Origin of the sequence: Westiellopsis prolifica IICB1 (assembly GCF_004323185.1) — a bacterium.
GTDB lineage: Bacteria > Cyanobacteriota > Cyanobacteriia > Cyanobacteriales > Nostocaceae > Pelatocladus > Pelatocladus prolificus_A.
The window spans coordinates 49,206-69,661 of record NZ_NAPS01000002.1; the positions used below are offsets into that span (position 1 = coordinate 49,206).

Annotated in this window: 20 protein-coding genes; 14 read left to right on the forward strand and 6 right to left on the reverse strand. The window is 38.9% G+C overall.

The features are described 5' to 3' along the window. The first annotated feature begins 55 nt into the window (after positions 1-55). Positions 56-736 carry a phosphoribosylformylglycinamidine synthase subunit PurQ gene (purQ, locus tag B4U84_RS14440; RefSeq protein ID WP_131119040.1) on the forward strand — a complete coding sequence of 227 codons (681 nt, stop codon included), beginning with the start codon at positions 56-58 and terminating at the stop codon, positions 734-736. A gap of 96 nt (positions 737-832) precedes the next feature. Further along, a complete protein-coding gene (locus B4U84_RS14445; protein WP_017309806.1) occupies positions 833-1,036 on the forward strand; it encodes a hypothetical protein in 204 nt (67 codons plus the stop codon). A gap of 197 nt (positions 1,037-1,233) precedes the next feature. Here B4U84_RS14445 and B4U84_RS14450 read toward each other — a convergent pair whose 3' ends face one another. Both B4U84_RS14450 and B4U84_RS14455 read right to left on the reverse strand, forming a co-directional pair. Continuing rightward, positions 1,234-1,896: an ImmA/IrrE family metallo-endopeptidase gene (locus tag B4U84_RS14450; protein ID WP_044451672.1), complete on the reverse strand. Its 663-nt coding sequence runs from the start codon at positions 1,894-1,896 to the stop codon at positions 1,234-1,236. Further along, on the reverse strand, positions 1,893-2,249 hold the full coding sequence (locus B4U84_RS14455; protein ID WP_017309808.1) for a helix-turn-helix domain-containing protein: 357 nt from the start codon (positions 2,247-2,249) through the stop codon (positions 1,893-1,895). Before B4U84_RS14455 ends, B4U84_RS14450 begins: the two co-directional genes overlap by 4 nt. A gap of 113 nt (positions 2,250-2,362) precedes the next feature. Here B4U84_RS14455 and B4U84_RS14460 point away from each other — a divergent pair, with 113 nt between their 5' ends. Beyond that, complete coding sequence (locus B4U84_RS14460; protein ID WP_131119042.1) at positions 2,363-3,178, forward strand: PD-(D/E)XK nuclease family protein; 816 nt, start codon at positions 2,363-2,365, stop codon at positions 3,176-3,178. Then, positions 3,175-5,388: a Piwi domain-containing protein gene (locus B4U84_RS14465; protein ID WP_131119044.1), complete on the forward strand. Its 2,214-nt coding sequence runs from the start codon at positions 3,175-3,177 to the stop codon at positions 5,386-5,388. Before B4U84_RS14460 ends, B4U84_RS14465 begins: the two co-directional genes overlap by 4 nt. A gap of 16 nt (positions 5,389-5,404) precedes the next feature. Here the strand turns inward: B4U84_RS14465 and B4U84_RS14470 are convergent, their stop codons facing one another. Then, entirely contained in the window at positions 5,405-6,106 is a 702-nt protein-coding gene (locus B4U84_RS14470) for a Uma2 family endonuclease (protein WP_131119046.1), read from the reverse strand. 194 nt (positions 6,107-6,300) lie between these two features. On the opposite strand from B4U84_RS14470, the gene hflX reads away from it, so the two are divergent. The 4 genes from hflX (at position 6,301) to B4U84_RS14490 (ending at position 11,101) form a co-directional block, all read left to right on the forward strand. Then, positions 6,301-8,043: a GTPase HflX gene (gene hflX, locus B4U84_RS14475; RefSeq protein WP_196797857.1), complete on the forward strand. Its 1,743-nt coding sequence runs from the start codon at positions 6,301-6,303 to the stop codon at positions 8,041-8,043. Positions 8,044-8,234: 191 nt separating this feature from the next. Further along, positions 8,235-9,125, forward strand: a complete 891-nt coding sequence (locus B4U84_RS14480) for a 2OG-Fe(II) oxygenase (RefSeq protein ID WP_131119048.1) — start codon at positions 8,235-8,237, stop codon at positions 9,123-9,125. A gap of 381 nt (positions 9,126-9,506) precedes the next feature. Continuing rightward, positions 9,507-10,598: an XDD4 family exosortase-dependent surface protein gene (locus tag B4U84_RS14485; protein WP_207390953.1), complete on the forward strand. Its 1,092-nt coding sequence runs from the start codon at positions 9,507-9,509 to the stop codon at positions 10,596-10,598. Positions 10,599-10,903: 305 nt separating this feature from the next. Beyond that, positions 10,904-11,101: a hypothetical protein gene (locus B4U84_RS14490; RefSeq protein WP_017309815.1), complete on the forward strand. Its 198-nt coding sequence runs from the start codon at positions 10,904-10,906 to the stop codon at positions 11,099-11,101. Here the strand turns inward: B4U84_RS14490 and B4U84_RS14495 are convergent. Continuing rightward, positions 11,098-13,083: an AAA-like domain-containing protein gene (locus B4U84_RS14495; RefSeq protein ID WP_017309816.1), complete on the reverse strand. Its 1,986-nt coding sequence runs from the start codon at positions 13,081-13,083 to the stop codon at positions 11,098-11,100. The genes B4U84_RS14490 and B4U84_RS14495 overlap by 4 nt on opposite strands. Before the next feature lie 680 nt (positions 13,084-13,763). Between B4U84_RS14495 and B4U84_RS14500 the strand changes: the two genes are divergently transcribed. The 6 genes from B4U84_RS14500 (at position 13,764) to B4U84_RS14525 (ending at position 19,022) form a co-directional block, all read left to right on the forward strand. Next, entirely contained in the window at positions 13,764-14,363 is a 600-nt protein-coding gene (locus B4U84_RS14500) for a cytochrome b/b6 domain-containing protein (RefSeq protein WP_017309817.1), read from the forward strand. A 154-nt stretch (positions 14,364-14,517) separates the two neighbouring features. Further along, positions 14,518-15,228, forward strand: coding sequence for a molybdopterin-dependent oxidoreductase (locus tag B4U84_RS14505; protein WP_131119050.1), 711 nt, complete (start codon positions 14,518-14,520; stop codon positions 15,226-15,228). 274 nt (positions 15,229-15,502) lie between these two features. Continuing rightward, on the forward strand, positions 15,503-15,955 hold the full coding sequence (locus B4U84_RS14510; RefSeq protein WP_017309819.1) for a phosphate-starvation-inducible PsiE family protein: 453 nt from the start codon (positions 15,503-15,505) through the stop codon (positions 15,953-15,955). Positions 15,956-16,060: 105 nt separating this feature from the next. After that, positions 16,061-16,516 (forward strand): nitrate reductase associated protein, encoded by a 456-nt coding sequence (locus B4U84_RS14515; RefSeq protein ID WP_131119052.1) that lies wholly within the window; start codon positions 16,061-16,063, stop codon positions 16,514-16,516. A 240-nt stretch (positions 16,517-16,756) separates the two neighbouring features. Continuing rightward, positions 16,757-17,359, forward strand: coding sequence for a DJ-1/PfpI family protein (locus B4U84_RS14520; RefSeq protein ID WP_131119054.1), 603 nt, complete (start codon positions 16,757-16,759; stop codon positions 17,357-17,359). Positions 17,360-17,645: 286 nt separating this feature from the next. Beyond that, entirely contained in the window at positions 17,646-19,022 is a 1,377-nt protein-coding gene (locus tag B4U84_RS14525; RefSeq protein ID WP_131119056.1) for a PrsW family glutamic-type intramembrane protease, read from the forward strand. A gap of 341 nt (positions 19,023-19,363) precedes the next feature. Here the strand turns inward: B4U84_RS14525 and B4U84_RS31180 are convergent, their stop codons facing one another. Next, the gene (locus B4U84_RS31180; RefSeq protein WP_207391007.1) at positions 19,364-19,630 is read right to left on the reverse strand and encodes a hypothetical protein; all 267 of its coding nucleotides are present in this window, start codon (positions 19,628-19,630) and stop codon (positions 19,364-19,366) included. Then, the gene (locus B4U84_RS14530) at positions 19,620-20,267 is read right to left on the reverse strand and encodes a hypothetical protein (protein ID WP_131119058.1); all 648 of its coding nucleotides are present in this window, start codon (positions 20,265-20,267) and stop codon (positions 19,620-19,622) included. Before B4U84_RS14530 ends, B4U84_RS31180 begins: the two co-directional genes overlap by 11 nt. Positions 20,268-20,456: the final 189 nt, after the last annotated feature.

Genomic DNA, 20,456 nt, shown 5'->3' on the forward strand with positions numbered 1-20,456 from the left:
CCAATGCCCAATGCCCCATGCCCAATGCCCAATGCCCAATGACAAATGACTAATTATGAAATTTGGTGTTGTTGTTTTTCCAGGTTCTAATTGCGATCGCGATGTTGCTTATGTTACCAGGGATATCTTAGGACAACCAACTCGCATGGTTTGGCATCAAGATACGGATATCGCTGATTTAGATGTGATGATTATCCCTGGTGGATTTAGTTATGGTGATTATTTGCGTTGTGGTGCGATCGCTCGTTTCTCACCCGTAATGCAACAAGTCATCGAACATGTACAAAAAGGTAAATTTGTCTTGGGTATTTGCAATGGATTTCAGGTATTAACTGAAGCAGGGTTATTACCAGGAGTACTAACGAGAAATCGGGATTTGCATTTTATTTGCGATCGCTCTCCCTTAAAAGTCGTACGCAATGATTTAGCTTGGACACAAGCTTATTCTACTGGTGAAGTTATCACTTTACCCATTGCCCACGGGGAAGGACGATTTTATGCAGATAAAAAGACTCTAGCAAAACTTGAAGATAACAATCAAATAGTGTTCCGCTACCAAGGTGATAATCCTAACGGCTCGCTCAAAAATATTGCCGGTATTTGCAATACTACAGGTAATGTCTTAGGGATGATGCCACACCCAGAGAGAGCCGCAGATCCTGCACTAGGTGGTACAGATGGGTTGAGGTTGTTTGCTGGTTTGTTAGAAAAAGCAGTCGTGGCAGCAGGAGTTTAGTACATTAGTACGAATTTAAGTCTGTGGATAGGGTATTCCTCGTGTTTGCGAATCTAAGCTGAGATGTATTCAGTGACGCAAATCGAGGAAATTATTATGTCCAGTGGACACGCCAGCCATAAAGGCACTTCTGCTAAACCTAACGTCAACGCCAGTGGACTCACTAATGCTGCTGACGATGGTACGGAAAATACCCAAGAAGTTGTAGGAAATCGTACTGACTCTTCCAGTAGAGCGGATGAAGCGACGGTAAATCCTGCTGCTATTGAGCGTCCGCAAGAACCGGATGAGCAAGAGTAGGGTCAATACTCCAAAGGATAGGATTTTTCGTCATAATTTTGGGGTTGTAGAGACGCGATATATCGCGTCTACAGGATTTAAATGTCAATTGATTTGTCTTATCCGAGCAGTATTGAGAGTAGGATTTGACAAATTTTTTATGTAGGGGCGCACAGCTAGGTGTGCGATTTTACACAACAATTATTCTCAAAAAAATATTAAGATTTAACTATTTTTTTAGAAATAGGTGCAGCCTTTCCCAAGTAAATTGTTTTGTCACCTGGACAAATAATAATCCAGTTTAGCTGTTTTAAACGAGTTGTAAGATTAGATATTGTTACACCTAAATCCTTTTGCATTGCATAAAGGTGAGACCATTTCGTCAAATCATGTTCTGCTACCATTTGTTCCAGAATATAACGAGGCATTAGCAAATAACTAGCAAAACTTTGAGCTTGCCGTTCCATCTTTTGTAGTTGACCACTAACAGCACGGCACAAAAAAGGCTGCATATCTATTTCATTACCCTGTTTTATCCGTTCTTCAAACTTGCCGGCAGTCTTCTGATCAATGTGTAGTTCCCAGTGTCCTAGTTCATGCGCTACCGTTGATTCTTCAAACCCTTTGGGGAGTTCTAAAATATTTTCATTGATTTCAATCAGATGCTCTAACGGCAGAATCCTTGCTGCTATTTGTCCTTCAGCATCAGGTGGTATCCTATCCCAGACAACATCCAACCCCAGAAACTCCGCTACACGGGTTGCATCTAAAGGCCATTTGGGAATAAATTTAGGCGTTTCCTGCATCCGTCTAAGAATTTCATTAGCCCTAGCTTCAATTTCTATGTCAGGAATATAGCGATACGGCTTAATGATGCTCAACCTTGCTTCTCCTCATTTTCCAATTCTGTAGCTTCTCGAAATACTCTTTTAGCAAAATCAGGATTCTCCTGCATCCGACGAAACAGAGCAGGCATAGTTTTGTAATGTTGTTTGATAAAATCCTCATCACGCTGAGGAATACGCCCAGCTAAAAAAATTAATTCCTCCTCGTCCAAATCTAAATTCTGCGCTAGAGACCGAATAACGTCTTCTTTCGGAGGATAGTCTGCGCGATCGTTCTCCAACTTAGATAGATAAGTGAAATCTAGCCCTATTAGTTTTGCTAGCTCACGCTGACTTAATCCCTTATCTTTACGGGCTTGACGGATAAGCTGACCAAAACTTTGACTCACTTTTTCTCCTACTTAACTCAATATCATAGTAGCGTGTTGACTAAAAAATCAATGCAAGCTAGTGTAGTGTTGAATAAAAAATCAACATTTATAAGTTTACAAGGATATAAATTGTGGTGTGGCGACCGTATGTGAGTTTTAACATTTGGTCACAGTTTGCTTCATCTGTAGGAAAAGAATATTGGCACTGTGATATGAAAAGAGGTTTTTCCAGAGCGCGAAAAAAAGAAGCATTGGTGAAAGTACTTTTGGAACAAAATACTATTCCTCAGCATATTGGTTTACTGGCGCAAAAAGGTATTTACGAATTTCACCAAGATGTCCAATTATTTCACCAATCAGATGGTGTTGAGATAGTAGCAGAAAAACTGGAATTACACCAAAAGCCTGCTGAAGTTCAGCAGCGAGTGATTAAAATTTTAAAAAATTATTATCAGATGCCAATCCTCTTTGGCAAAAACATCATTCAACTTAGTCGAGGAGATGAAGGAATTCCAAAACCAATTCTCATTCAGCAAGGTCATTATTTTTTTAATTTATTTGCAGCTATCGACTGTATTTTTCTCGAATCAGATGGCAGACTCAATATTTTAGATTTTAAAACAGGTACATCTGATTTTGATAGAAGACAAGCATTTGTTTACCTGTTGGCAGTGTCTTATCTGTATCCTCAACAAAAAGCAGCAGCTTCGTTTTATAACTTGGAAACTGGTAAGCGCTCTGAGTCAATTACTGCTACAGATGCTCAACTCAAAGCAATTCAGGAAAAGTTAGCACAAATAGCCCAAGAACATCAAAAAGAGTTACAGCGCTATAAGAAAAATCCATCTGAATTTGCCAATATATTTCCAGCTAATCCTGGTATTTCTTGCCGTAATTGCCAATTCACTTCAATTTGCCTATTTTCTCAATATGAGGTTCCTGCATGAGTTTGGCTACTGTGCCTCCCCAAGTCTACAAATCTTTCAGTGAAGTTTTTCCACTAACAACTTCACAACTTAAGTTTATGTGTTTTCGACTCACACCTGAAATAGAAAAAAAAGATGGTAACAGATTAAGCTATCATTTTAGTCGAAAACTGTCCGAAACTGTTGTGATATGGCATCACCCTTATTTTTGGGTTTTGGTATCTTCTAATAGACAAATACCCAACAAGGATGAATTGCAAGCAACTCTCATCAGAATTCAAGATGAAGTAGACGACTTTAAGGAACGTTTATTTGGGTTTCAATCAGTACGTCATCCTCAATTAACACCATTCATTCTTTCTCTTTTTGCGGTTCAAGTATTAAATAAAGCTAAATTTGACTATCCAATTGCTTTCTCTAATAATGGAGTCATAGTCAGAAGAGAACCAGATTTTTGGACAGAAACTATCGAATTACAAGGTAGTTTACATCCTGCTCTGACTTTAACAGTTAGCAGTAGCATTGTGTTTCGTGAAAATCTAGCTGAATTTTACGAAAAACATCATCAAATGCAAAAACCAGAAGAGTTTTTAATAGGCTTTAAAGTTCAAGAAATTGAACGAGGTAATAAGGCAACAATTGTAGGTCTGGTTGGAACCATCGGAGAATATAGAGATCAACTTTTGGAAAAAGCTACTGGTTCAACTAGTAAACAAGCACTGCGAGAAGCACCAGACAACCAACCTGTAGTTGCTATACAGTTTGGTAAGGATACAAAGCAGTTTCATTATGCTATGGCGGCTTTGCGTCCCTGTGTGACATCTGAGACAGCTAATCAATTTGAAGTAGAATATGGCAAGCTACTGAAGGCTACTAAAATTATCCATCAAGAAAGGACTAATCTCTTAGCTTCCTATAAAGAAACAGCCCAAGCTGCTTTAAGGGCTTATGGAATGCAATTGGAACTTAGTATCAACAGTCGTGACTATCCAAGCTTGTTCTGGAAACCTCCGGTTAAATTAGAGGAGACAACTTTGCTTTTTGGCAACGGTATTACTGGCAAGAGAACTGAAGTTCTCAAAGGATTATCAACTGGTGGTGTTTATCGTCGTCACACTAAATTTAAAGATAAATCAAAAGTAATTCGGATTGCGGCCCTGAAGCTGTGCGATGCAACAGTATCTTTATTTCTGGATCAGTTAACTCAACGTCTGGCAAAATATGGCTTTAAAAGTGAGGTAATTACAAAAACACCATTATCAATTAAAAACTTGACTAAAACTGAAGCAAGAGCAGCAGTTGAGAGAACTGTCAATGAATTAGTTGAGATACCGCATGACATTGTTTTGGCGTTTTTACCTGAAAGCGATCGCCATACTGATGATACAGATGAAGGTAGCTTCTACCATCAAATTTACTCTTTGCTACTTCGTCGTCAGATTGCCAGCCAGATAATTTATGAGGATACTTTAAGTGATTCTGGGAAGTATCAGTATATTTTGAACCAAGTGATTCCAGGAATTCTGGCAAAACTGGGTAATTTACCTTTCATTCTGGCTGAACCTTTAGATATAGCTGATCATTTTATTGGTTTGGATATTTCTAGAATTTCTAAAAAAAGGCAAGCAGGAACAAGAAATGCTTGTGCTAGCGTGCGTTTATATGGCAAACAAGGGGAGTTTGTTCGTTATCGACTCGAAGATGATCTCATTGATGGTGAGGCAATACCACCGAAACTATTGGAGCGCTTACTACCTGCTACTGAATTAGCAAACAAAACTATCTTAATTTACCGTGATGGTTCGTTTGTTGGTAAAGAAGTTGACTATTTAGTGGAGAGAGCCAAAGCAATAGGTGCGAAATTCATCTTAGTAGAATGTAAGAAATCTGGTGTCCCCCGATTATATAACCTAGAGCAAAAAGCTGTGATCCCACCATCACAAGGATTAGCACTTCGTTTGTCATCTCGTGAAGCTATTCTGGTAACTACTAAAGTTCCTGATAAAGTTGGTTTGGCTCGTCCTATACGTTTGACTGTTCATGAGAAAGGGTATCAAGTATCAATTGAAAGTGTTCTAGACACAACTCTCAAACTGACGCTTTTGCATCATGGAGCTTTGAAAGAACCCCGTTTACCTATGCCACTCTATGGATCTGACCGCATGGCTTATCTGCGGTTACAAGGTATTCGTCCTAGTACGCTTGATGGCGATCGCCAGTTTTGGTTATAGTTAAATATCTTTAACGCTAAATTGTATCTGGATCGATATTTAACTCCCGCAATTTAGCAGCTAATCTTTCTGCTCTACTTAGTGCTAGTTCTTTCTGTTGACGTTCAGACTCAGCTTCTTCTTCCGGTGTTGGAATTAACTGTCCTTCAGGTGTAAAAAAACGCAATAAACCCTGATGAATACCTAGATATAAACCTAGCTGCTGACTCCATAAATGCCCTTGATTATTTGCTTCTAAGGGTTGGTACTTGCCGTCTACTAAATGAAAACCAGCGAATTCTAATGTGTATGGATCGAACCAAAAATAATCGGGTGTGCGGAAGGTATTTTGGTAAAGTTTTTTCTTAACTTCTTTATCAGTATGAGCTGTGGATTCAGAGAGAATTTCCAGAATTACATTCGGATATTTGCCATCTTCTTCCCAAACTACCCAACTTTTACGAGCTTTGCGCTCCGTGTCTAGCACAACAAAAAAATCTGGCCCCCGGAAGTCTTCTGATTTACTTTTACTGAAGCTGTAGTAAATAGTCAGATTGCCAGCAGCATAGAAATCAGTTCTGTCTCGCCACAACCATTCCAGGCATTTGAAAAGTAGGATTATTTGCCGCAGATGCAGTTCAGTTTCCAAAGGAGGCTCATCGCTGTATAAATCACTTGGGGGAAGGATAACATCTTCTGGGATGCCTTGGGGAGAGTCTAATTCTTTGGCAAGGGACATGGTTTGGGCATCAGGTATTTATGGGTTTATTTTAACGTTGTCAGTAGAGCGATCGCATTTGCTGCTCTGTTAGGTTTGAAAACCGCATTCCGCATCTGGTAACATCACAATCAGTAAGAGTTTTGACATAAAAACAGTATTGTAAAATAGAAAAAGTCGGATTCGGAGGACCAGTTCACTGGTCAAATACGCTTATCGAGACTATTTTCGGTAATCTTCAAGGTTTAAAGTCCAGCCAGCTAAAGCAACTACAGCGGCTGTACCACCAACGCATTCCGGGCGACCGCATCACTACGCCGGAGTTTGCCCAGCGTTTGGCAGCTATTAGTACAGAAATCAATCAACCTGTATGTACCTATCTCAATCGTCGTGGACAAGTGATCCGCGTTGGGGTTGGCACTCCGCGTCAAACGCAAATTCCACCCTTGGAATTGCCCCGTTACGGTGCGGAACGACTTAGCGGTATCCGTTGTATTGCCACACACTTAAAGTCAGAACCGCCTAACGAATCGGCACTGACTTCTATGGCACTACAACGCCTTGACGCATTAGCAGTAATAAATATTACCGGCACAGGATTCCAAAAACGGGGTGGTGGGGCTACAGGATACGTTAAAGAAGCATATTTAGCGCACCTGATATCACAAGATTCCCGCACCCTGATTACCAGTCCCTCTTTAAAGCCAGAAAATGGTAATGTTCCATCCCCAAGTTGGAACGTATCGCCACCAATGAGTCTGGATGCACTGACCAAACAGGACTTGGTTGATCTAGTTGAAGAACTAGAAGAGGGTTTCCGGCGGGAATTTGTCGCCCAAGAGGTAGACACTGATCATGATCGCGTGGTAATAGTCGGAGTCCTGACCGATGATCTCTCATCCCAACAATTCCAAGACATTGTGGCAGAATTGGGGCGATTAGTAGATACTGCTGGTGGAGAAGTATTACAAACTTTATGGCAGAAGCGATCGCGTATTCATCCCCAAACGGTAGTTGGTGAAGGTAAAGTACAAGAAATAGCCCTGACAGCACAAACTTTGGGAGCTAATCTTGTAGTTTTTGATCGCGATCTTTCACCCTCCCAAGTCCGTAACCTAGAGACTCAAATTGGTTTGCGAGTCGTTGACCGTACGGAAGTAATTTTGGATATTTTTGCCCAACGCGCCCAATCTCGTGCTGGTAAATTACAAGTAGAATTGGCGCAGTTAGAATATATGCTGCCACGACTAACTGGGAGAGGACAAGCCATGTCTCGACTGGGTGGTGGTATCGGTACTCGTGGTCCTGGTGAAACTAAATTGGAAACCGAGCGCCGTGCTATCGGTCGGCGTATTTCTCGTTTACAACAAGAAGTTAACCAGCTACAGGCCCATCGAGAACGATTACGACAACGGCGACAAAACCGAGAAATTTCTTCCGTAGCTTTGGTTGGTTATACAAACGCAGGTAAGTCCACCTTGTTGAATGCTTTAACAAATGCCGAAGTTTACACCGCCGACCAGCTATTTGCTACCCTTGACCCTACCACACGTCGCTTAGTTGTTCCCCACGCAGCAACTAATGAACCCCAAGAAATTCTGATTACAGACACGGTAGGTTTTATTCATGAATTACCAGCATCGTTAATGGATGCCTTCCGCGCTACCTTAGAAGAGGTAACAGAAGCTGATGCTTTGCTACATTTAGTGGATTTGTCTCATCCTGCTTGGTTAAGTCATATTCGTTCAGTCAGAGAAATTTTAGCTCAAATGCCAGTCACACCCGGCCCAGCACTGGTTGTTTTTAACAAAATTGACCAAGTTAGTAGTGAGACTCTAGCTCAAGCACGGGAAGAATTTCCCCTAGCGGTGTTTATTTCTGCAAGCAATCGCTTGGGATTAGAAACTCTACGTCAGCGTCTCGGTCAACTGGTTCAATACGCGACTTCCTCTCGGTAAATACTTAAGAATAATTAATTGATAAAAATATTACATGGGGGTGATCAGCAGTTCACCCCTAATTTATTAAACAAAATCCGAAAACCAGTGTTTGTGCGGTAGATAAGAATAATTTTTAAGTTTAGATTTGATATAACTATTTCAAAACTATTGTTAAAAATATTTCGCATTATTGTAACTAGGCAATATTTATGCAGTTAGCTTCAAAGCAACTTGAGTCGAGAGACGTCAAAGTAAAGCTTCTTCTCACAGGAGGACATGAGTACACTGTTTATTTGAGAGCAGATGCGCCTACATTGCATAATCTTTTAAAAGCTGTTGTAGCTCGTGCATATAAACAAGAATCTGCTTGTCAGAGTTTATTTCAAATTCCCATTGATGAAGGACGTTCTGTTTTATGTTTTCCTAGTGAACATCTAACTGGGCTTATGACAGAACCACCCATTTTTTTACAGCAAATAGAAAATCATCAACATCAATCGACAGATATATTAACTTCTGATTATGTACAAATAGATAATTTTATTAGCTCAGAAGAATACAAAAAATTAATTAAATATGTTCTCAAAAAAGAATCTGAATTTGTACCTACAAGTACTTCGACAAATGATGTAAATTATCGTCGTTCAATGGTTCTTTATTCATTTTCTGATTTCTCAGATATGATTGTAAAACGTGTGAGAGCGATGATTCCAGATATAATTAGCAAATTAGGAATTACCTCATTTACTATATCTCAAATTGAAGCTCAATTAACAGCACACAATGATGGTAATTTTTATAAAATTCATAATGATAATGGTAGCTCTGATACTGCTAACAGAGAATTGACTTTTGTTTATTATTTTTATCGAGAGCCAAAAGCATTTGCGGGTGGTGAATTGCTGTTATATGACAGCAAAATAAAAAATAACTTATATGTAAAAGCAGAATCATTTACAAAAATAGAACCACGTAACAACAGTATTGTTTTCTTTCTTAGCCGCTGTATGCATGAAGTTCTCCCTGTAAGTTGCAACTCCAGAGCTTTTGTCGATAGTCGTTTTACTATTAATGGCTGGGTACGTAAAGCAATAAATTAAGTTAAGTCTAAATACTATGATAATGTCTTTGTATTTCAGGGAAGGTGAGTGCCTTCCCTTATTTATTTTTTGGTCTCAACTCCAAAAGTTGTCTATTTACAGCAGGGAACAGGGAACAGGGAACAGATTTGAAAGTTTCTTGGTATATGGCTTTGTTTCTAAAATTTGTACCTCATTTACCTGAAATCTGCTGTATATAAATTTCAGTAAAATCACTGAATTTAGTTAACATAAAATAAAACAAATCTTCAATATAATCGGCTTTTTTTTAGACAAAAAATATAGATTTAACAGAAAATTTTTGTGAAAATTTATACAGTTATAAAAACGAGTTACATAAAAGCAACCCAAACGCTTTTGTCAAACAAAAAAAGAGAGATAATGTCAACATATTCAAAATCAACCCTTACACATTTAGTCGTAGGTTTAGTGACATTTGCCGTAGTTGGAACTGGTGTAGTCAGCAGTGCTTATGCTGGTAATGGCAATGGTAAAGGTAATGGCAATGGTAACAGTCAAAACCAAGCTACACCAGCACCAGCACCCGCGCCAGCACCAGCACCCGCACCAACTAGCAAGGGTACTATTAGTTTTTCAGCAACAGGAACGAATACTTACGACAAATCTAATGATCCTCTAGCAGCATCAGCGGTCTTTGATTTTTTAGAAAATGGCATATTGTCACTGACTCTGTCTAATACGTCTTCGATGGGTATATCAAATCCTTCTGATGTTTTGACAGCAGTCTTCTGGGACTATAACGGCTCTCCCCTAAATTTATCGTTGTTGTCAGCTACAGCCTCAACTGTAGTTAGTGGCTCTTCCACTGTTGGAAACAATGTTGATCTTCTTGGCTCTCTAAATGAATGGAAGTTACCAAACGCTAGCAATACTAATGGACTACCTGGTATCACTCAGGATTATGGTATCGGTACTGCTGGCTTGGATATTTTCCAAGGTGGTGGTGGACAACAATTTAATTACGGTATTATCAGCAATTACTCTGATGATGCAAACAAAGCTGTCAAAGATGGAACTTTTGTTAAAGGTTCCGCCACGTTCCTTTTATCGGGGCTGATCTCCGACTTTGATATAACCAAGATTGGTAATATCCGCTTCCAGTATGGTACATCGTTAAGTGAAGCTAGTTTAACACCAACACCAACACCAGCACCCGCACCAACACCAGCACCCGCACCCACACCGACAACTTACTATCAACCTACTCCGCCTGAATCTACACCTAAAAAAGTGCCTGAACCGGCTTTGGCTACAGCATTGGTAATATCCGCTTCCAGTATGGTACACCCATACCCGCACCCACACCCGCACCCACACCCGCGCCCACACCCGCACCCACACCCGCACCCGCACCCACTCCGACAACTTACTATCAACCTACTCCGCCTGAATCTACACCTAAAAAAGTGCCTGAACCGGCTTTGGCTACAGCATTGGGACTATTTGCTTTAGGTGCTTTGAGAAAAGGTCAAAAGGAGAAAAACAAAAACAACTTCTCCCAAAGTTAAACAAAGCTGTTAGATTTTTATCGACACTAAACTAAGGCTTAGAGGTACAGATAGCTAGCTGTCCTTCTGAGCCAGTTTTTTTCAAAATAGATTTGGGCAGTTCAAATTGATACTCTCAGCAATATGCTGTTGGACTGCTGTCAACAAACATGATAATTTGGGCAGGATAGAGAAAGTAAATCTTTTAGTTAAGAAAAAGTTAATTTTAGGTTATTATTAACTTCGGATTTTACTTACCTAACACAGCTATTGCATAACTCAGAGAATGTTCAAGTAGGAGCCAAAGTATTAATTCTAGAACCGGTTTATGTTGCTGGCAAAACCGGAGTTGTTCGTTGTCTGGAACAACTTTCTGATGGTAGATTAAGCGATCGCTGGCTGATCGAAGTAAATGCTGAAAATATTGTGGTGTCGTTGGCTTGCAATGAGTTTCAAGTTATTAGCTAACCCATAACTACGCGATCGCGTCCTTTTCTTTTGGCTTGGTAAAGAGCTTTTTCTGCTGTATTGACTAAAAATTCAGGTTCGCTTTTCTCTTTGGGAGTTATGCTAGCAACACCTAAACTCACAGTTAAAACATTAGCAGGCAAACCACCAATCCCAGGATATTCACAGGTAATTGCTAAAGCTTTGACTTGTTCGCGAATTTTTTCAGCGATATGTACAGCAGTAACTGCATCTACATTGATCAAAATCGCAAATTCTTCTCCCCCATAACGAGCTAGCAATGATGAATGATTTTCGTGTCCCATATTTGGATTGCATGAATTTTCTGTACCTAAAGCTGTGCTGACATAGGAGAGATGATTATTTAACAACAAATTTTTAAGGGTGTCGCGGATCGTATGAGCAATTTGCTCTAAACAAATATCTCCAGCGCTATTTCCATAGGTTTTATTATAAATTTTGAAATAATCAATATCACATAAAATCATTGATAAAGGAGTACATTCGCGCATTGAACGTTGCCATTCAAGTTGCAAATAAGTATGAAAATAACGCCGATTAGCTAACTGAGTTAATTCATCTAAGCTTGATAGAAGACGTAATTTTTGGTTTTCTTTTTCTAATTCTGCCACACGCCAACGGCTGAAACTATTACTATTATTGAGTTTTTCACGAAAATACAGGCGAAATAATTCACATGCTACACTCACGCGATCGCCTTCTAATTTCACAAGCCCGGTACTATGTAATCTATATGCTAGCGTCGGTTCTATTTGTACAGGCTCCGTAGCTGTAACCACTTCACGAAACGCATCTGCTAATTGTGTCTCTTGTTGCAGTATGAGCATGTACTGACTCAAATAGTCTCTATAAATTCCTGTCTCTGTAGGTGCTTGTTGCAATATCCGTTCTAAATCGTTTTCTAAGCCTCCCTTACCGACAAGATGATATAATGCTAACCTCACTAAGTGAGGATGTCCGCCCACCATCGCCATTAATTTCTCAACATCAGAATAACCTGTCCAGTCTAATCCATGACACTGGGCTAAATTCTGCACTTGCTCTTTTGTAAATGGTGGTAGCCGTAGTGGTAAACCAATATTAAATGGAGATTGATTTACCTTCAAGGATAAAAAAACTTCCGTGGAGTAAGCCATGACTATGCGGAGTTTTTGCAAAATACTTACTCGTTTTGCTTGTTCATACCACGAACGTAATAATGGCAAAAATTCGGAAGCAATTTCTGGATAGTCAAACACCCAATCCACCTCATTCAATACTAGGACGAGGGGAGTTTCTATTGACTGTAGCAAGTATGTCTGGATATACAGAGAACAGCTGATTTTACTACCCATATCCTCATCCCAAAACTCATTGAGTTTCGGTTCTAACTGTAACTCTCTACTAAGATTGGCACAAAACCAGCGCAGAAATTTATCAATATTGACAAATACTGCTTTATCTGCTTGTTGAAAGTCCAAGCTCACTGTTTGATAGCCAAGATTATTTGCATGAGCCAATATCCTTAAAATGAGGGAGCTTTTACCCATTTTTTTCGGAGCTTTGATACACAGAACACTTCCTGGTTCAGCAATTTCTGTGTAAGCTAATTCCTCAACTGGTGGGCGAGGAATGTAAAATCTAGAATCGAGGGATACTGGTCCCGCGGGGAATTCTAAGGATACTGCTGTAGCAGCACGATGAAATTCTCTTATTAACTGGTGTTGCATTCTACTGAGTTGGCGATGTTCGAGAACCTGACGAAAGTTGGATTTATTAATCGATTCTTTCCAGAAATCACTCATCATTTGCCATAAATTAGAAGCAACTTTCCTAACTCGCTCTTCTCCGTAGTGTGCTTCTAGCGCTATGTTATTGTAAGTTTTTCCTTCCCAAGAAGAACGCAATATTAATTCTTGCAGTGATGTCAGTGCATTGGGTAAGCTTGCTTTTAGTAGAAGTATGACTTCATCTATACTCATCAGTTATTGGCTCTTACTGTATCTTATATCGCCTCAAATGATTGTTCTATAATGACCAGAGTTAGAAAATATTTTACAATTTCATACAAGCAATAGGGTATTTTTATTATCGTACCAGTAGCTCAACAAATTTAAAAATTGGCTACCACCAAAAATGCTAGTCAAGGTAAATAATAATTTTGAAAAAATTATGAAAATAGAATTTATAAGTCGAACAAGAAAAAAAATATACCTCTACTTTATCACCTCTATTTTTGTCAAGTAAGCTTTTATATATAAATCAAATTTTATTTTTGCTCGCCTAGCTTATGTTTTGCACTTAAAAAACTCAGTACACTTAATGTTCTCTGTTCAGGTTTGCCCCGAAATATGCGTAAAAATAAAACTTCTTTCAGAAGTTGGAGAAATCAGAAAATTTAAATTTTAATATCAAGTTAGAATAATCACTTTATACTAGCACTGTAATGACCCGTTAAGTCAGTTTTCCGCAGAGTCAGAGTAGTATTTGACTATCGCAACTATTAGATAATTCTCCTAATGAAATTACCAACACGGGCTGATAATATAAGTATTCAAGCGAACATGTTCTAAAATTATTCTTAAGTTTATCAGCATGATTTAAACCCGCTAAAATTTATTTTTCTCTTTTCTTTGTTCTAGTTTATACTGAGTGAATATTTATGCTCGTAAATGTTACTTCTAAGCATCAAAAGTTACCAAACCAAGCAAGGGGAGCTAAAATTTTTCACTGGATTAATATAATTAGCCTGTTTATTATGCTCACTAGCGGATTGCAAATTTACAATGCTAACCCTGTTTTCGGTGGAAGATCTGGTTTGCATATTCCACCGATATTTACCTTAGGTGGTTGGCTAGCAGGAGGAAGACATTGGCATTTTGCCGCGATGTGGCTATTTTCACTTAACCTTTTGTGGTATGGATTTTATATTTTGATTACCCGTCGCTGGCGACACAGATTTGTAGGTGCGAATGATATCAAAGCATTACAAAAAACTCAAAATCCCAAACGCCTTATTTATGCTTGGCATCGTATAGTTTACACAAGTATAATTCCCATACTCCTTTTGGCATTATTTACAGGTATAGGAATGTATAAACCTGCTCAATTTCCCTGGATTGTTGATATATTTGGAAGTTGGCAAGCATTGAGAATTGTTCACTTTGCTTCAGTACCACTCGTGATTATTTTTGCTCTTGTTCATTGGTGGTTGGGAAAAAAAGCAGGTGGTTCACAATTGACAGATTCTATGTTTTGGTGAAGGGGATGAGGGATGAGGGATGAGAGATGAGGAATGAGGGATGAGGGATGAGGGATGGGGAGAATAACTAAATCACTATTGACCTTTTACTATTGACTAAGACTAACCAATTACTACCGATTATCGATTACCAATTACCGATTACCAATAAATTATGTCTTTAATTCATAAGTTCTCACGGCGTCAGTTTTTAACAATATCTGGACTATCTAGTATGAGTTTTTTTCTTGATAGTTGTGGTGTACCAATATTAGAAGATGTTGTTGGTGAAGTTTCTGAACCATTAAATCAAAAAGTTGAAAGTTTATTATTTAAATCACAACAGCCTGTACCTGAATTTTCTCACAGTGAAATTCAACCAACAGCTTTGATCGTCAATAGCTTTCGAGGTACTCCGGTTATTGATTCAACTAAATATCGTTTGGTGGTTGATGGTGAGGTAAATAATCCCTTGAGTCTTAGCATAAACGATATTCAAGCTTTGCCTATGACTGGGATGATTATTCGCCATGTATGCGTAGAGGGTTGGGCGGCGATTGTGCAATGGGGTGGTGTACGCCTAAGAGAAATTGTAGCACTTGCCCAACCTCAGCAGAATGTCAAATATGTCTATTTCCAATCAGCAGATGGCTATTATTCTAGTTGGGATATTGCTTCTGCATTACATCCTCAAACATTGTTAGCTTATCAAAAAAATGGTGAGCCTTTACCAAGAAATAATGGTGCGCCTTTGCGTTTGGCTTCACCAATTAAACTTGGTTACAAGCAAAGTAAATGGATAACCAGAATTACTGTGGTTAGTAATTTATTTCCATTAAAAGGTTATTGGGAAGACCAAGGTTACGAATGGTTTGCTGGACTTTAATGTTTTCCCCGTCTACCTGAACTTTTTGTGGGATATATATATTTCCCAGAGATACTTAATTTTACAATACTTAACATCATGATTATTTAGATTGTGCGATCGCTCAAACCAATCTATAGCCAGTAAACTAAAAAGCCACAATGCAGATCACTGGTTACTAATTGGGCGTAAGTTGTATTTTGATGAAATTTTACTTCTCCCAAGGGCTTGACCCTGGAATCACAACCAAGTTATGTAATTGCTATCACCAATTATTTACTACAAGGTGTGGCAGATGAGAAAGTTATTTAGGCGAATTCGGGAAGTAGGAAAAGATGAAGGCTTTATGCACCTAATTGAAAATATAGAGGTGCTTGTATCAAAAACTCTCTCTGTTATGATGGTGGTGGTAATTTTTGTAGCTGTGTTTGATTTAGGTATTTTTCTTTTTAGAGAATTATTTGACACACCCTATGGTAAATTTAATACAACTTTATTCAAAATTTTTGGCTTATTTTTAAATATTTTAATTGCTTTAGAAATTCTGGAAAATATCACAGGATATCTCAAAAAACATGTTCTACAAGTAGAATTAGTGATTGTTACTTCTTTGATTGCCGTAGCACGTAAAATTATTATTTTGGATTTAGAAAAAGTTTCTGGTATTGATATTATTGGTCTAGGAATAGCTCTACTTTCTCTTTCAATTAGCTATTGGATTATTCGTAAAACTAATGCAAAAAATTAGATGAAGTTGGTGGTTGCTAGTTGTAGAGGTGTGCTATGAGAAGTCTCCAGATTGGTTAATATATAGTTAGTGGTTAGTAGTTATTAGTTATTTTTTGCTTAAGTTATGGCAGCATATTTTTTTCAATTTGAGGCAGATTTTGTTGATTCTCTACGTTGCATACCTATGCAGGTGCGTTATAAGCTCGACACTAGTGGGATCAAACTAAAATTATCAGATTGGAATCACATGACTCAATTAGAGCGTCAACATCTTGTTGAACTACCTTGCACTACAGAATCGGAAATTAAAGCTTATCGCAGTTATATCCAAGAATTGATTTTAAAACGTAATGGTACGCCTGTAGCTGAATTAACAATCGAATCTCATCCAGCATGGATGGATGCGAATACTGTGCCAACAAGTGTAAGTGAAAAAGCTCAAGGAATAGGCGTAAATATCACTACTGTACATTGGTCAAATCTTAATCCTTTACAGCGTTTTGCCCTAATTAAACTGAGTCGTTCTAGTCATGAAAATCAAAACTTTTTACCAGCTTTGAGAGAATTTAACTTGTTATAAAATTTTTAGAATTGTCAGCACACAGAGTCAGTAAGCCGAGTTAGTATTACTGAAAGTCATACTATTTTGGACGCGTGGATTTTCGATTTATTCCATAGATAAATCTGGGGGCTTGTATCATCAAGGCATGATTGGTCAGTTTTTAATAAAAAGTGTTTAATTATACTAAGGTTTGAAAGGAGCAAGATAATATAAGTGTTGCCAAATTATTTTTTACTATGCAAGTGAGGATATAAAAATATGCCTGCCAAGAAAATTTTAATGATTGTTGGGGACTATGTAGAAGACTATGAAGTTATGGTTCCTTTCCAAGCGCTACAAATGGTTGGACATACTGTTCATGCAGTCTGTCCTGAGAAAAAAGCGGGTGAAAAAGTACGAACTGCTGTTCACGACTTTGAAGGAGACCAAACTTATAGTGAAAAACCAGGTCACAATTTTATTTTAAATGCCACTTTTGATGAAGTAAAAACTGATACTTATGATGCTCTAGTTATTCCTGGAGGACGCGCCCCCGAATATATCCGTTTGAACCAGAAAGTATTAGAAATTACTCGATACTTTGCTCAAACCAACAAACCCATTGCTGCTATTTGTCACGGTTTGCAACTACTAGCAGCGGCGAATGTATTAGAAGGAAGGAGTTGTACCGGCTATCCTGCTTGTGGACCAGATATAAGTCGTGCAGGTGGAATTTATGTTGATATTCCAGTAGATGAAGCAATCGTTGATGACAGCTTAGTAACTGCACCTGCTTGGCCAGCTCATCCTCGTTGGCTGGCAGAATTTCTGAAGTTACTTGGTACAAAGATTGAACATGGCGAAATTGCTAAAGTTGGTTAAATTTCAGTAAACAGTTATCAGTGAACAGTAAAAACTCCTGAAAGACTATACTCAAGGAAGATTATCTAACTAACAAAAGTGGTAAGTGGTAAGTGATAACTGATAACTGATATTATATGTTTGAATATCAGCACGAAAAAATATCACTATATTTTGATTTTTATAATTTCTAATTCGCAAGGAAAGAGTAAAGCTATAGTGGATTTAGCAATTGTGTTAATTGGTATAGTTAGGATTAAGTCCTGATGCCAATTACTTTGTGAAATAGTTTATACCCTGCAACTCGATGACGGGCAAAAACGCAAGACAAAATGCATTTCTGCGGCTAGTGTCTGGTAATGGGTCAGCCTATGGGTCTGATTTTCGCTATTCGCTGTCACCCACAAAAGAATTAGTCATTGGACGCGACCCTAGCTGTCAAGTTGTCTTAGATGCCATGATGTACCGGATGGTATCTCGTCGTCATGCGGTGGTTCGTCCTCTTCCTCCCTCCCCTGATAACGAATTAGGTTGGGTAATTTGTGATTTGAACAGTGCTAATGGTACTTATCTCAATGGACAACGCTTACAGGGTTGTCAGCAATTGATGAGTGGCGATCGCATTACTCTGGGCTATGATGGACCAGAATTGTTGTTTGAGTACGAATTTAACCACCAATCTACGGTAATATCTTCCATTGCTGAAGTCACATCGCTGCCACCAGCCGGCTACCAAACACAGAATATACCAGATTCTTCGGTTAGCTTTACCCAACTGTTTCCCATTATTTCCACTGGCAAAGATTTAACTCGTAAAGCTTATCTTATACCTGGTGTTCTCACGGTCGTTTTTGTAGTGTTAATGTTTGCTACGGTCGGAGATCCCCAGGCGAATCAAGTAGTGGTCGGTACTTATATCGCTTTTGCCGCTTATTATTTTATTTACCAGTTGTGTGGCAAACGTAAGCCTTGGTGGGTGTTGATGGCTTCAGGATTAACAACAATGTTAATCTTGCTGAGTCCTCTGACAGATTTTATGATCTTCTTCTTTCGCGAAGTTCTCCCTGGAAATCTACCTACAAATCCCCAGGAATCTGTTACCTTTACGGAATTGCTGATCCGATACTTTTTTGGTGCTGGGTTAATGGAAGAATTACTCAAAGCCCTACCAGTACTCGGAATATGTGCGATCGCCAGAGGTTTATCATCACCTTGGCGCGAACGTGTCGGTGTCTGGGAACCTCTTGATGGTATTCTTCTGGGAACCGCTTCTGCTGTAGGCTTTACTCTGTTAGAAACACTCGGTCAGTATGTGCCGCAAATTATCCAAAGCGTGACTTTCCAGGCTGGGGATGGTGCTGGTCAACTAGCAGGATTACAACTGCTGATTCCCCGTATCTTGGGTTCTGTGGCCGGACATATGGCTTATAGTGGCTATCTTGGCTACTTCATCGGTTTAGCTGTTCTCAAACCTAGAAAAAGTTGGCAGATTTTACTAGTCGGCTATTTAACTGCCGCAGGACTTCATGCTTTATGGAATGCTACAGGAACTATCAACGGCTTATTGTTAGTGGTTGTTGGTGTATTATCTTACGCTTTTTTGATGGCTGCTATTCTCAAAGCAAGGGCGCTATCACCAACAAGAGAGCAAAATTTTGCTACCCGCTTTCTTGGTCCTAAATAATTATGGGGGATCGGGGATTCTCCAGAGGAGACGCTACGCGTAGACGCGTCAGCGGCTTCTCATAGAGTACGGGGATTGGGGATTGGGGATCGGGGAACAAAATCCTGTCATACCGTTTCACTTTTATATTGATACAAATGGGCGGCAAGGGAGCAGGGTGCAGGGGGAAAGAATTAGAAACTAATCATTTGTATCAGGGTTTTCATGAAATGGTATCAGAAGATGATCCATACATCTTTGATGTATGGAGTAAGCAGATTTATCTGTGGAGTCAATCCCAAATTCAAAATCGTTCGACTGAGCGATCACGACGAAGTCTACAATCCAAAATCGAATGGAGATTAATAATAACTATAATTTTTTATTTCTTTAGATATTTCTTTAGATATTTCTTTAGATATTTCTTTAGATATTTCTTTAGATAGATGACGCTTGTCTCGCAAATTGATAATTTCTGGGTATAGTGGAAAGCCTAGATTTTGAGAGAGAGAAATAGAGCATTCCACAACCCTTGCAAGACGAGCGTCATTGAAATATGAAGCAAGTTGCAAGCAAAAAAATCGCAACAGATTATAAGAATAAGAAATTGAGTTTTTTTTAGGCTTCACCTTGAAAGCTGTCGAGTTGTTGCAAAGCATAGTAAGCGATCGCCAAACTAACTCTAGCTTGTTCAATTTCCGATAGATTTGTCCATTCGTGTTCACCAACTTGATTGAAAACAGTTTCTGCGGTGTTTTGTGATTTACTACTCCGCATGGCGTAAGCGTAAGGACGAGCCAAGACCAATAAATCGTCACTTCCCCACCATTCAGGTAATACAGACTGGACACATTCCACCAGTTTATCTGCCATTGATTGCTGAGTAGTACAAATATCTGCTGCTTTTTGAGCGATGGACTTTAACCATTGTTTTGGTACGGCTGTAGATAAACGGTTTTGTAAAGTTTCTTGAAGTTGAACAACTATACTACTATCTGTATTACACTTGTATGATGGAGCATGAGAAGTCCATAGCGCTTCTAGTTGATTGTAAAAATCTTCTGAGCGTGTTGTGAGTTCTTCTTCCAATACATCTTGCAGCACAAAATGCTCTTCCAAGTGATGAAAATATTCTTCTGATTGGTCATCACCCGGATTCCAAGGATAAGTGTCATCCTCTGGTAGCAGCAGTGCTTCTAAAAATTCAAGTTCTATTTGAGAGGGGATGGTTTGAAGATTTTCAAAACCGTTGATTTGTTTGTTCATTTGTCGTCTCCCGATTAATTATTTTGTGGTATTTACAGCTACACCAGCTTGGAACTAATTTCCGCACATCAAGTCTAATTATCCTGAGTTTTTCTATAAGCTTTTCGCTGAACTTGGAAATAAAAAGCGCGGACTGGAGCTTAGAGGCTAGGATCTGAACAAGAAAAATGAAGATTTAGGGATTTTACT